General features: G+C 63.7%; 10 protein-coding genes. 6 read left to right on the forward strand and 4 right to left on the reverse strand.

The window, feature by feature from the left end; translation table 11 throughout:
- Positions 1-128: 128 nt before the first annotated feature.
- Positions 129-1,829: an amidase gene (locus tag FW756_RS06480; RefSeq protein WP_446429345.1), complete on the forward strand. Its 1,701-nt coding sequence runs from the start codon at positions 129-131 to the stop codon at positions 1,827-1,829.
- A gap of 9 nt (positions 1,830-1,838) precedes the next feature.
- Here the strand turns inward: FW756_RS06480 and FW756_RS06485 are convergent, their stop codons facing one another.
- Both FW756_RS06485 and FW756_RS06490 read right to left on the reverse strand, forming a co-directional pair.
- On the reverse strand, positions 1,839-2,684 hold the full coding sequence (locus FW756_RS06485; RefSeq protein ID WP_446429346.1) for a Sir2 family NAD-dependent protein deacetylase: 846 nt from the start codon (positions 2,682-2,684) through the stop codon (positions 1,839-1,841).
- A gap of 297 nt (positions 2,685-2,981) precedes the next feature.
- On the reverse strand, positions 2,982-4,694 hold the full coding sequence (locus FW756_RS06490; RefSeq protein WP_446429347.1) for a PucR family transcriptional regulator: 1,713 nt from the start codon (positions 4,692-4,694) through the stop codon (positions 2,982-2,984).
- A gap of 92 nt (positions 4,695-4,786) precedes the next feature.
- On the opposite strand from FW756_RS06490, the gene lysA reads away from it, so the two are divergent.
- From lysA to FW756_RS06510, 4 genes are all read left to right on the forward strand, one after another.
- Positions 4,787-6,088: a diaminopimelate decarboxylase gene (gene lysA, locus FW756_RS06495; protein WP_446429348.1), complete on the forward strand. Its 1,302-nt coding sequence runs from the start codon at positions 4,787-4,789 to the stop codon at positions 6,086-6,088.
- Positions 6,089-6,349: 261 nt separating this feature from the next.
- Complete coding sequence (locus FW756_RS06500; protein ID WP_446429349.1) at positions 6,350-7,279, forward strand: ABC transporter substrate-binding protein; 930 nt, start codon at positions 6,350-6,352, stop codon at positions 7,277-7,279.
- Complete coding sequence (locus FW756_RS06505) at positions 7,279-8,268, forward strand: amino acid ABC transporter permease (RefSeq protein ID WP_446429350.1); 990 nt, start codon at positions 7,279-7,281, stop codon at positions 8,266-8,268. Before FW756_RS06500 ends, FW756_RS06505 begins: the two co-directional genes overlap by 1 nt.
- Complete coding sequence (locus FW756_RS06510) at positions 8,265-9,101, forward strand: amino acid ABC transporter ATP-binding protein (RefSeq protein ID WP_446429351.1); 837 nt, start codon at positions 8,265-8,267, stop codon at positions 9,099-9,101. The genes FW756_RS06505 and FW756_RS06510 overlap by 4 nt, the downstream gene beginning before the upstream one ends.
- Positions 9,102-9,678: 577 nt before the next feature.
- Here FW756_RS06510 and FW756_RS06515 read toward each other — a convergent pair.
- Both FW756_RS06515 and FW756_RS06520 read right to left on the reverse strand, forming a co-directional pair.
- The gene (locus FW756_RS06515; RefSeq protein ID WP_446429352.1) at positions 9,679-10,914 is read right to left on the reverse strand and encodes an MFS transporter; all 1,236 of its coding nucleotides are present in this window, start codon (positions 10,912-10,914) and stop codon (positions 9,679-9,681) included.
- Positions 10,901-11,584 (reverse strand): FadR/GntR family transcriptional regulator, encoded by a 684-nt coding sequence (locus FW756_RS06520; RefSeq protein WP_446429353.1) that lies wholly within the window; start codon positions 11,582-11,584, stop codon positions 10,901-10,903. Before FW756_RS06520 ends, FW756_RS06515 begins: the two co-directional genes overlap by 14 nt.
- 112 nt (positions 11,585-11,696) lie before the next feature.
- On the opposite strand from FW756_RS06520, the gene FW756_RS06525 reads away from it, so the two are divergent.
- On the forward strand, positions 11,697-12,755 hold the full coding sequence (locus tag FW756_RS06525; protein ID WP_446429354.1) for a cytosine deaminase: 1,059 nt from the start codon (positions 11,697-11,699) through the stop codon (positions 12,753-12,755).
- Positions 12,756-12,782 lie beyond the last annotated feature (27 nt).

A 12,782-nucleotide genomic window follows, 5' to 3' on the forward strand; every position in this document is an offset into this window, starting at 1 on the left:
GCGGTGAACTGACTGCGAGACTGCGTATACCGGGCGTTGGGGCCTGGTGGGGCGCGGATCAGTTCATCCGATTCATGCCACCAACGTGCACTGTTGCGCGTCGAAGACGAAGACGAAAGTGAAGATACATGGCGAGCCACGACGAACCATTCGAGCCCGTCGAAGCGAACATCGCAGACACGCTTGACGCGATTGCCGCGGGGAGAATCACCTGCGTTGCACTCGTGCAGCAGTACCTGGATCGCATCGCGCGATACGACGCTGGACCAGACGGTCTGAACGCGGTCGTGGTGATGAACGACCGGGTGCTGGCTGACGCGGAAGCAGCTGACCAGCGGTGGGCTGCGGGAACGCAGCGCGCGCTCGAAGGCATTCCGTACACGGTGAAGGATTCATACATGGCGAAGGGGCTGACGGTCGCCGCGGGTTCGCCAGCGTTTGCCGACCTCGTCGCGCAGTGGGACGCGTTCACGGTGGAACGCCTCCGCGAAGCTGGCGCGATCCTCATCGGCAAGACCAACATGCCCCCGATGGCAGATGGTGGCATGCAGCGCGGCCACTACGGGCGCGCAGAGAGCCCGTACAATCGCAACTATCTGGCGGCAGCGTACGCGTCAGGCTCGTCGAACGGATCTGGCGTCGCGACAGCAGCGAACTTCGCCATGTTTGGCATGGGGGAGGAGACAGTGTCCTCCGGGCGTAGCCCCGCCTCCAACAACGCACTGTGCGCGTATACGCCGTCGTGGGGAGTCTTGTCGATCCGCGGAAACTGGCCGCTGTTCCCTGCGCGCGATGTTGTCGTTCCGCACACGCGCTCGATGCCTGACATGCTTCGTCTGCTCGACGTGCTCGTGCAGGACGACCCCGAGACGCGAGGCGATTTTTGGCGAAATCAGTCAGTCGTCGAGTTGCCGCTGCCGAGCGAGCACCGGCCCGAGTCATACATCGCGCTGGGTGCCGGTGCCGCCGCTGGCGCTGGGGCCAGTGCCGCCGCCGCTCCGCTGCGTGGCAAGCGCTTTGCTGTCCCGCGCATGTATCTTGGCACCGACCCTGCGTACCCGGTCGAGGTTCGGCCCTCGGTGTTGCGACTCTGGGAAGCTGCCCGTGCCCGCCTTGAAACGCTCGGAGCTGAGGTCGTTGAAAGCGACTTCCCGCTCATCACGCGGTACGAGGGCGACCGTCCCGGCACCAAGTACCTCGGCGCGCTGGGCGATCTGCCAGCTGACTGGTCGGCGACGGAGTTCAATCACTTCCTCGCATTCGGCTGGGACGATTTCCTGCGCGCGAACGGCGACCCGGCAATCCCGAATCTCGGTGTGGTCGATTCAGCCCAGATCTACCCGACACCTGCGGGCCAGCTGCCCGATCGGTACGAGCGGGTGGGGGACCATAATGACCGCTTCCGCGGGATTGTGGAGAGCGCCCGTGCTGGCCTCGCTGATCCGCGCACCCACCCCGATTTCGCGCGCGGCCTGCGAGCGATCGTCGCGCTGCGGGAAGAGCTTGTGGAGTCCTGGCTGCGAGAGAACGGCTTTGATGCGATCGTGTTCCCTGCGAACGCGGATGTCGGGGCCGCAAATTCCGACACCGATGAGCGGGCGGCGGATCGCGCCTGGACAAACGGCGTCTTCTTCTCGCACGGCAACTACGCGCTGCGCCACCTCGGGCTACCGACGGTGACCGTCGCGATGGGACTCATGGACGACATTCGGATGCCTGTTGGCCTGACCTTCGCGGGAGCGGCGTACGACGATCCAGCGTTGCTCACATACGCGACCGCGTTTGAGGCTGGCGGTGCGGCGCTGCGGGTGGCTCCGGTGTTTGGGTAGATCGCTACCTTAGAGCGCCGCAGCGAGGGCGGAGAGCACCTCGGAAGTGCCGGAATCGATCCGCACCCGCACCGAAGCGCGGTCATCGATGGCGGTCTTGCCGCGGTTGACGACCGCGAGCGGGATACCGAGGCGCTCTGCCCGGTGCACGAGGCGCATGCCCGTGTTGACCGCGAGCGATGTACCGGCGACGAGGAGGAGGCTCGCGCCTGTGAGCAACTCAAGCGCATGGTCGAATACCGGCGTCGGAACCGTCTCGCCGAAGTACACAACATCCGGGCGCAGGGTGCCCTGACAGATCGGGCAGACTGGCACGACGACCTCGGCAAAATCCTCGACCAGTGCGTCACCGTCGGGTGCGATCTCGGTTTCGGCGAGGCGGTGGCGTGCGGCGTATCCGGGATTTGCGCGGTCGAAACGGGCGAGAATTTCGGTGCGGGTCCAGCGCTCGCCGCAGTCGAGGCAGCGGATAACTCCGCCGTTGCCGTGCAACTCGGCGACCTGCCGCGAGCCCGCCTGCCTGTGGAGATTGTCGACGTTCTGGGTGATGACTCCGGTCGCGTGGCCAGCGGCCTCGAGCTGTGCAAGTGCAAGGTGGCCAGCGTTGGGTTCGAGGCGATCCATGCGCGCGGCGTTCACGCGGGCGCCTGCCCAGAACCGGCGACGGTACATCTCGTCGTCCATGAACTGCGAGATGCTCATGGGGGTGCGGGGTGGGGGGCCTGCTCCACGATAGTCCGGGATCCCAGAATCTGTGCTGATACCAGCGCCAGTCAGTGCGACGAGTGGGCCGCGTGCAGCCTGCTGCTGTGCGAGCGCGATGAGGTCATCGGTGGCGTGCAATGGTGCAGGCATGAAGGCTCCTAGGGTGCGGCGCTGGTGGGGTGTGGGGGTTGGCGTGTGTGCTGGTGCTGGTGTGGGTGCCTTCAGCGTAGCCGCGGTGGCTGGGCGAGGGATGTTCCTGCTCTCCGGGCCTTCCCCAGTCGCCTAGATCTGGAAAACGGCCGTAGACAAGACAAAAGTGGGCGAAAACGTCTGGACGACGGCAGATTTCCAGACGCGGGGCAATGGCTGGGACAACTGCCCGGGCACGCGCCTCACCAGCCGCTGAGCCAGCTGGTGGGGAGCAGTCACGGCGACCAACCCCAGCGCCTAGGGCAGCGCCCGCAACTGCAGCCAGGTCACGAGCAACATGTCGGGGTCTGCGAGTGGCAGCTCAGCGATTTCCTCGGCACGACGCAGCCGGTGGCGCACGGTGTTCTCGTGCACCCCGAGCTCACGGGCGGCGCGGGTGATGTTGCCAAAGGCTTGGCACCAGTGGAGGACGGCCTCGGTGAGCTGCGGATGCTCCGCGGCGAGCGTTGACAGGCGCGGATCGATGAGCGTTGCTGAATCCTCCCGCAACAGTCCGGCCACCCGATCGAGCACCAGCTGTGGGCGTAGCTGTGAGACGGTGAGGATGCGATCCGCGCCCCGTGAGAGCGCCCCGCCGCCGCTATCAGCACGACCGTCACCAGCACGACCGCCACCCGCACCCGCGCCGCCACCCCCGCCCGCGCCAAGTCGCGCCGCAGTTTCGAAGAGCACGTCCGCCTGCTCACGCAGGCGCGCAATCTCATTGGGGCGCTGCGCGCGCCCAGGAAGCGCGATCGTGATGCCCGGCCCGATGAGCCGGTCGAACATCGGAACCAGCGGATCCACGAGCCGACGCACCTGCTCGTGCGGGGCGTCGGCGATGATTGCGTAGACGCGTCCGCGGCGGGCGACCGCGACCGATTCAGGATGCAGCAGTGACAGCTGGCGCTGCAGCGACGAGCGCAGCTGAGCGAGGGTCGCCGGGTGATCGTTCTCGCCGAGGGAGAAGGCGAGCAGTTGGGCGCCGCGCTCATCGGGGATGCCGAGCTCGGTGAACTCGGTGCCGGTCACGTCTGCGCCAGAAAGGAGCGTGCGAAACCGTTCTTCGCGCGGGATCTGGCCGGCCTCACGCACGCGAATGTCGTCGAGCATGTGTGCTGCGGCAATCGCACCGGCGCTCTTCACTCGCTCGATTTGCTCTGGGGTGAGGTGATCCACCTCCGAGTCGTAGATCGCCCAGATGGTGCCGAGCGGCAGGGCTCCGGCACGGATCGCGTAGGCCACGCGGGGGAGCTCATCATCGAGCTGCGGATACTTGATCGGCTCCTCAGAGCGGATCACCGTTCGATACTGATCCTCATTGAATGGAGAGGCCGGAACGCGTCGCGCAAGGATGCCGCGCGTGCGGAGCGAGTCAATGGCCTGGCCAGGCACGGAGGAGTACGCGATGATGCGGCGTCCGAGGTCTTCGATGGCGACGGATCCGCCGAAGAGGCCCGCGAGCGAATTGGCGAGCGCGAAGAGCGGTTCGGCACCGCGATCAAAGTGCGCGTCTTCGCTTCGACGCTGCTCGCCAAGCAGTCGACCGACGAGCGCTTCGAACAGTCCCCAGCTCACGCGCGGAGCGACCCGCAAGATCGGGATTCCTGCGGTCTCGGCAATCGCCGCCAAGATCGGCTCGTGCTCATCGAGGCACTTCATGGCGATGGCGCAGTAGTCAAGGTCGGCGACCGAGGCCGCGAGCTCGGCGAGATGCGTGGCATCGAAGTGTGTGCCGGACGGAACGATCAAGAGACTGCTCGGGGCATCGGTGAGTTCATCGAGCGCGTCATAGAACTCGGTGCCGAGCACGCGACCAGTGGGATCTACGCGCCCGAGCGGAGTGACCGTGTGCCTGCCGAGGTGCTCAATCAGTTCGCTGAGCAGGAGTGATGGGGTGTCTGGACCCTCTGTGCCAAGCACCTCTGGGGTGCTGAGTGCTGACTCGGTTGGAGAAACCACTGTGTTCATGAAATAAATCTAACCGATTTCTCCAACACGGGCACGAAAAAGGCTGCGTAGGCTGAGGGGCGCACAACCACACCAGGCGCGAAGGAGCACCGATGACCGAACGCAACCAGCCAGCATTCGATGGCACACGAGTGGAAGAGCTCTGGAGCATCTTCCCCGAAGAATCCTCGTGCTCGGCAGACGGCGTCCTCGAAATCGGTGGCGTCTCGGTCACCGCACTCGCCGAAGAATTTGGCACACCGCTCCACATCATTGATGAGGAAGGCCTTCGCCGCCAGGCCCGTCGCTTCTCAGAAGGACTCGCAGAGCGCTGGCCTAACTCGCAGGTGCTGTTCGCCTCGAAGTCGCTGCCCATCGTGGCAATGTACAAGCTCGCTGCAGAGGAAGGTCTCGCAATCGACATCGCCGGTGGCGGTGAGCTTCAGCTCGCGCTCGCCGCGGGAGTCGATCCGCAGCTCTTGCACTTCCACGGCAATGCCAAGACCGACGCCGAGCTCAAGATGGCGCTTGATGCTGGCATCGGCACCATCATCGTCGACAACAACGACGAGCTCGACCGCCTTGAGCGTTTGCTCGAGCGCCCGCAGTCACTATTGCTGCGCGTCATTCCCGGTGTCGAGGCCGAGACTCACGCTTCGCAGGCGACGGGTGGTGACCGCTCGAAGTTCGGTCTTCCTATGGAACAGGCAAAGGTTGCCATCGCCCGCATGCAGGCACACCCGCTCATGAACTTCGAGGGCGTTCACCTGCACATTGGCTCGCAGATTCTCAACACCCGCCAGTTTGCGCAGGCCGTCGAGAAGATCTCGACCGTCGGTGAGTTTGAGACGTACGACGTCGGCGGCGGACTCGGCGTCAAGTACACCTACGACGAAACCGCCCCCGAGGTCGGCGCGTACCTTGACGCGATTGTTGCTGCGGCACGCGAGCATCTTCCTGCAGGGGCGCGGATCATGATCGAGCCAGGCCGTTCCGTCGTTGCTCGTGCTGGCGTCACGCTCTACCGCGTGGTGACGGTCAAGCGTACGGGCGATGTGTTCGTTGCGATCGACGGCGGTATGGCGGATCAGCTCGACGTTGCACTCACACTGCAGCGTTACGAGGGCGTGCTCGCGAATCGCATGTCTGAGCCCTGGACCGACACCGTGCAGCTCGTCGGGCGTCAGTGCGAGTCTGGCGACCTCCTCATTGACGGCCTCCCCATGCCAGCGCCGCAGGTTGGCGACCTCGTCGCGATGGCGACGACGGGTGCGTACTCGTACACGTTGGCAAATAACTACAACGGCGCGCTCCGCCCGGCAATCGTGTTCGTGCGTGACGGCGAGGCCCGCCTCGTTGCACGGCGCGAGACCTACGCTGACTTGCTCGCGTTGCACGCTCCGGCAATCGACTAGTCGGCGCTGCCTCCCAGCCTCTAGCTCACGAGCGCCCAGCGCCCAGCACCCAGCACCCAGCGCACGTGCTTCCCTTCGCCTGGTAATCGGCCTTCGTCATCATGTTTTGCAACCTTTTTGGCATAACGACGGCCGATTACCAGCCGAGGGCAAATCGAGCGACCCTTCCGAAGCTCGCTTGACCCCACCAGACCAAGACCAAGACCAAGACCAAGACCCAGACCAAGAATCTTCCCCCTACAACGACGTAAGGAACACCCAATGAAGACCCAGAAGAAAACCCTCACCCTGCTTGCGGCATCGGCTGCGATCGCGCTCGCGCTGACAGGTTGCTCGGGTGGCGGATCCGCCGACTCTGGCGCAGCGAAGGGCGGCAGCGACCTGCCGGTTGGCGATGAGATCTCGACGACCGTCGATAAGGATCTCACCGCGCTGCTTCCCGAGCGCATCGTCGACAAGGGAGTGATCAACATTGCGGTCGACATTCCATTCCCACCGATGGCAATGTACGACGAGAACAACCGCGCTATTGGCTTCGACCCTGAGCTGGGACGTCTGCTCGGACAGAAGCTCGGTGTCGACGTGAGCCTGAACAAGCAGGCGTTCGATTCGGTGATCCCGTCGCTGCAGGCAGGCAAGAACGACCTCATCATGAGCGGCATGAACGATACGACCGAGCGTCAGAAGGTGCTCTCGTTCGTTGACTACAGCTACGGCGGGTTCGCTGTCGCGGTAAAGGCTGGCAACCCCGAGGGCATCACCGGAGTCAAGGATCTCTGCGGTAAGACCGTCTCGGTGCAGAAGGCAACCATCCAGGGTGACCTGTTGCGCGCAATGGACTGCGGCATCAACGTCATGGAACTGCCGAGCGACCTCGACGCACAGACTGCGCTGCGAGCCGGCAAGAGCCAGGCCTACACCGCCGACGCAGTTGTCGCCGAGTACGTTGTCGCAACAACAGACGACGGCAAGGCCTTCGAAATCGTGCGTGATCCCGAGAACCCTGCTGGCTTCAACCCCGTCTACAGCGGAATCGGCATGCTGAAGAACGAAACCGAGCTGGCTGAAGCCGTCAAGCAGGCGCTGCAGGCGCTCATCGAAGAGGGCACCTACCAGGAGGTCCTCGACCGTAACAACATCGGTGCATACGCCGTCGAATCAGCAGAGATCAACCAGGGTAAGGACGCCTAATGAGCGCAACACTCACTGAGCGTTCCGTCGAATCGATGGCCCCGCTCTCCACCGAGGACGACGTCGACGCCGTCCCACTCCGCCGCCCCTGGCGCTGGATCAGCGCCATCGTCGTAATCGCACTCGTTGCTTGGTTCGTGTACGTTGTGGCGACAAACCCCAACCTCGACTTTGCAGCGGTGGGTGAGTTCCTGTTTGATCCGCGCATTCTCGAAGGCGTCGGACTCACGATCTTCATCACTGTCGTCTCGATGCTCGTCTCGACCCTGCTCTCGATCGTCATTGCAGCGATGCGCCTCTCATCGAACCCCGTCCTCACCTCGGTGGCGTGGTTCTACGTGTGGGCGTTCCGTGGCACCCCGGTGCTCGTGCAGATTGTGCTGTGGGGCTACCTCGGACTCTTGTTCGATCAGATCCGCCTGGGCGTTCCGCTCACAGACATCGTGTTCTGGTCGATTGACACCAACACTCTCGTCACGCCACTCATTGCCGGTCTGCTTGCGCTCACCCTGAACCAGGCAGCGTACTCCTCTGAGATCGTTCGAGCCGGCATGATGTCGGTCGATGAGGGACAGCGCGAGTCGGCATACTCGCTGGGAATGTCGCCGCTGTACACGTTCCGTCGGGTGCTGCTGCCACAGGCGATGCGCGTGATCATCCCGCCCATGGGCAACGAGCTCATCTCGATGCTCAAGAGCACCTCGCTATTGTCAGTCATCGCGGTACTTGAGCTCTACACGCAGGCATCGATCATCTCGTCGTCGAACCTCAAGCAGGTCGAACTGCTGATCGTCGTAAGTATTTGGTACCTCTTCATGACCAGCTTGCTCTCGATCCCGCAGTACTACCTTGAGCGTCACTTCGGGCGCGGATCGACCCGCAACCTGCCACCCACCCCAATTCAGCGGATCAAGGCAGCATTCAATTCACGCAAGCCGGGCCCAGAGCCCGCACCCCCAACCCAGGTAACGGAGGTGGTCGGACTATGACCAGCAAGGAGACCCTCGAGGCGGATCCGCGCACCACAGCCGCCCGCACCACGGGCGCGCGTGCGCAGGCAGCGGATCCACTCGTGCAGATTCGTCGCGTGCGTAAGAGCTACGGTGCGCACCAGGTACTGCGTGACGTCTCGCTCGCAGTGCCAGCTGGCACCGTGACCGTACTGCTTGGACCGTCAGGCTCTGGCAAGTCGACGCTGCTGCGCTGCGTCAACCACCTCGAGACCATCGACGGTGGCCGAATCATCGTCGATGATGACCTCATCGGATACCGCCGTTCGGGCGAGCGAAACCATGAAATGACCCCGCGCCAGATCGCGCAGCAGCGTCGCCATATTGGCATGGTGTTCCAGAAGTTCAACCTGTTTCCGCACATGACGGCGCTGGAAAACATCATGGAAGCACCCGTTGGCGTCGGCGGTAAGAGCCGCGCCCAGGCAAAGGCCCGCGCGCTCGAACTGCTCGACCGTGTTGGACTCGCTGACTTCGCTCAGCACTTCCCGGCACAGCTGTCAGGTGGCCAGCAGCAGCGAGTGGCGATCGCCCGTGCGCTCGCTATGGAACCCAAACTGATGCTCTTTGACGAGCCAACATCTGCACTCGACCCCGAGTTGGTCGGTGATGTGCTCGATGTCATGCGAGAACTCGCACGCGACGGCATGACGATGATCGTGGTCACGCACGAGATTGGGTTCGCGCGCAACGTGGCGGATCAGGTGGTCTTCATGGATGGCGGCGTCGTCGTTGAAGCGGGCCCGCCTGAGGAAGTGCTCGGGAACCCGCAGCGTCAGCGCACTCGCAACTTCTTGGAAAGCGTGAAGTAGGGGCTCAGGGATCTAGGCTTGCTGAGCTGGCTTGCTCCTAAGCTTTCCGCCCATATGTCATCGGCCTTCAATATGGTGAAATCACTCGTATTTCGCATATTGAAGGCCGATCGCATGTCTGCGGCAAATTTTGACTGGACTTGGTTGGGCCGGTTCTGAGTGCGGCAACAGCTCATGGCAAGGGCGAGCAATGATCGCCCGCGGCAGCGGTCGGCAGCGGTCGGCAGTGGTGGCGGCAGCGAGTGGGGCCTTGGCGGGCGGCGGGCTTCTTGACGGTGCTGCCGCGGTTGGGCTTGTGCCCAACCTTGCCCTTGCAGAGTTGCCCCACGCCCGGAGCTTGGTTGGGGTGGCCTGGGTCTGGGGCTGGGGTTGAATTTCGAGTTGGGCTTTGCCTTCGTCTGGAAATCGGCCGTTGTTAAGACGAATTGCGCCAAAAGCGTCTGGACGACGGCAGATTTCCAGATGAGGGGCGAACATTCAACCGCCTGAACCTCTGCCCGTATGATGCAGCCCTCCCGCAGCCCCTTTCGCCTGTCTGCGCTGAATCGCGGCAGGTTCGCGGAGCGGGGGGCGGGGGTTACCCCTGGGCGACCTGGCGTGAGGCGCGCGTGCTCAGTACGCCAAAGACGAGCTTGCCGATTGATGCAGCGACGAGCATGAGCAGGATCGCAGTCCAGGTGATGCCGGTGTCAGCGAGCAGGCCGAGACCGAGCGGGCCAACGGCGGCGATGAGGTAGCCGATGCCCTGGCTCACTGCGGAGAACGATGCCGTCGCCGCGGCACTGGGGGCCGTGAACACGATGAGTGCAATTGACAGTCCGAAGGCGGCGCTTTGCGCGATGCCGAGGACGGCGATCATGAGTGGCGCGAGTGCGATGGGGGCGAGGGCGAGACCGATGAGACCTGTTGCCGACAGTGAAGCAATGATCACGACGAGGGCAGTGCGGAACGAGGCCTTTGATGCGATTGTTGGTGCGAGCAGTGACGCGGGAAGCCCTGCGACGCTCAGCCACGCGAGCAACAGACCAGCCTGAGTTGGATCGATGCCACGCGCCGCGGCAATCGTCGGGAGCCATGCCGTCAACGAGAAGTAAATGAGTGCCTGACACGCGAAGAAGCCAGTTACTGGCCACAGGCCTTTGGCGCGGAAGATGGAGGCGCGAGGCTGATCCGCGCCCGGTTCCGTGCGTGCAAGTGCGGAGGCATGCGTCGGTGCCACGCCAGCGCCAGCGCCAGCGCCGCCACGCGGAGCGAGGCTCAACACGAGTGCGAACGCAATGAGGAGCGGCACGGTCCAGCTGGCGAGCGCGTAGGCGATGTTCTCGCCGAGCATGTTGTACACCGGTACGGCGAGTGCAGCGCCGGATGCGGCGCTGATACCGAATGAGGTCGTGTAAACGCCAGTCCAGAAGCCGCCACGCTTCGGGAATGACTGGCGAATCACCTGTGGAGTGACGATACCGACGAGCGCTATCGCTGCGCCGATGATGACCGTTCCGAGAAAGAGGGTCGGCGTGCTGAGCGGCCGGAATGCGGTTGCTGCCGTGAGCGCAGCGAGAAGCACGACAAGCGTGCGTTCGAGGCCGAGTCGCGAGACGAGCCATGGAGCGAGGGGTGAAGCGAGACCGAACAGCAACACGGGGATCGCGCTCAGCGCAGCGAGCCCCGTGTGCGAGAGGTTGTAGTGCGCGCCGATGTCGGCGAGCAGTGGGGAAACTGACGTAATCGGGAACCGGACGCTGAGTCCGAGAGCGATGACCACGACGCCGGCCGCGACTCCTTGTCGACGGCTCAGGCGGCTAGGGGCGTTCATCGAGGAGTTGCTCCTGCTGTTCAAGGACTCCCATTGCCGCGGCCTGTGCCGCTTCGGGGTCGGCGTTGATGATTGCTTGCAGGAGAGCAATGTGCATGTCTGCTTTGTCTGGGTCTGCACCCTCGGTGAGACAGGAGGCATCCGTCACTGATTCGCGAAGCGAGCCGTCGAAGCTCGCGTAGATTCCCGCGAGAAGTCGGTTGCCCGACGCTTCAGCAATACCGAGATGGAATGCGACGTCAGCCTCGGCAAACGCGTCGGGGTCGCCTGCCTTGATGGCGGCGCGCCGAGACTCGAGCAGGGTCGTGAGCTCATCGATCTCTTCCTGCGTACGCGCAATGGCTGCTTCACGCGCGGCAAGCGCGTCGAGCGCACGACGGACGCGGATCACTTCCCGGCTGTCTGCGGAGTCTAACGCGCGACGCAGCGCGACCGCGGTCGGGTCGGTTGCGATGACATAGGTGCCGTCGCCCTGTCTGGTTTCGAGCAGGCCGGTCTGTACAAGCGAGCGGATCGCTTCGCGCACTGAGGGGCGGCTGACTCCGAGCGTTGCGGTGAGCTCGGCTTCAGAGGGGAGGCGGTCGCCGATTACCCAGCGGCCGTCGCGGATTTCTTGCTCGATCTCAGTGACAACAGTGTCGACGAGAGAGCGTCGTTGTATTGGTCTCACGGATTCATCCTTGCAGATCGGTTAAGTTATATGGTTATCATATGTCTGACAAGTGGCTTTCCGCTATCTCGATTGCGACAAAACCCACTCAATTCACACGAAAGGGTCCCCAATGACGGTGAATCCCCCAGCAGATATGCTCCGTACTTCGGGCTGCGTCGACGCGCACATCCACCCAGACAAGACGTCATGGGGTGGTCCTTGGATGTCGCGCCGGCCGGCAGCGACCCTCGCTGACCTGATTGAGAATGATCGCGCAACCCAGTTTGCGTTTGAGCAGAGCGTTGAAGAACGCGCATTCGCGCTTCTCTCGAACGCGGTATCGCAGGGAACGTTTGCCATGCGCGCGCACGTTGACGTGTCAACAGCGCTGGGGGTGCGTAACGTCGAGGGCGTTCGAGCGGCGGCTGAGCGGCTTTCGTCGTTCTTGGACGTGCAGATCGTCGCGTTCCCACAGTTCGGTCTTCTCACTGACCCGGGCGCGCTCGAGGTGATGGAAGCCTCGCTGAGTGCGGGCGCGGATCTTGTCGGTGGCATCGACCCGATTGGAGTCGAGGGAGACCTGCACGGGCACCTTGACGCGATCTTTGGCCTTGCTGACCGGGCCGGTCGCGACCTTGATATCCACTTGCATGATGGTGGCGAGGAAGGTCTCGCGGAGATCCGCGAGATCGCCAGGCGCACCGTCGCAGGCGGCCGCCAGGGTCGCGTCACGATTGGTCACGCCTTCGCCCTGTGTGACGAGTCGCTGCCAAGCCTCGGCGAAACCCTCGATGCTGTCGCTGACGCTGGCATCTGGATTGCGACCTGCGCCCTAGGCCCCGACCCAGTGCCGAATATCGACCGCTTCGAGCAGCACGGCGTTCGTCTCGCCGCAGGTTCTGATGGCGTGCGTGATTCGTGGAGTCCGTTCGGGAACGGCAGCATGCTCGATCGTGCGCACCTGCTTGCGTACCGAACCGGCGCAATCACAGATGCCGAGCTCGAACGCGCGTTTGCGCTTGCCACCGTTGCGGGCGGCGAGATGCTCGGAATTTCTGACATCGCACGCGGCGGATCTGCTGAAAGCTTCCTCGAGTTTGCTGTTCCGTCTGTGGCGCAGCTCGTGGTTGACCGCCCAGCGCCAACGCGCGTTGTGCGTCACGGGGTGGGGGTGCCCGCACACCTCTAGTTCACCCGCTCACTGAGCGTGAGGTCA

Source organism: Leucobacter sp. 1207-22 (assembly GCF_052850455.1).

Coding starts and splice junctions, on each gene's coding strand:
- FW756_RS06480 (WP_446429345.1), top strand. CDS start 129: ATGGCGAGCCACGACGAACCATTCGAGCCCGTCGAAGCGAACATCGCA.
- FW756_RS06485 (WP_446429346.1), bottom strand. CDS start 2,684: ATGCCTGCACCATTGCACGCCACCGATGACCTCATCGCGCTCGCACAG.
- FW756_RS06490 (WP_446429347.1), bottom strand. CDS start 4,694: ATGAACACAGTGGTTTCTCCAACCGAGTCAGCACTCAGCACCCCAGAG.
- lysA (WP_446429348.1), top strand. CDS start 4,787: ATGACCGAACGCAACCAGCCAGCATTCGATGGCACACGAGTGGAAGAG.
- FW756_RS06500 (WP_446429349.1), top strand. CDS start 6,350: ATGAAGACCCAGAAGAAAACCCTCACCCTGCTTGCGGCATCGGCTGCG.
- FW756_RS06505 (WP_446429350.1), top strand. CDS start 7,279: ATGAGCGCAACACTCACTGAGCGTTCCGTCGAATCGATGGCCCCGCTC.
- FW756_RS06510 (WP_446429351.1), top strand. CDS start 8,265: ATGACCAGCAAGGAGACCCTCGAGGCGGATCCGCGCACCACAGCCGCC.
- FW756_RS06515 (WP_446429352.1), bottom strand. CDS start 10,914: ATGAACGCCCCTAGCCGCCTGAGCCGTCGACAAGGAGTCGCGGCCGGC.
- FW756_RS06525 (WP_446429354.1), top strand. CDS start 11,697: ATGACGGTGAATCCCCCAGCAGATATGCTCCGTACTTCGGGCTGCGTC.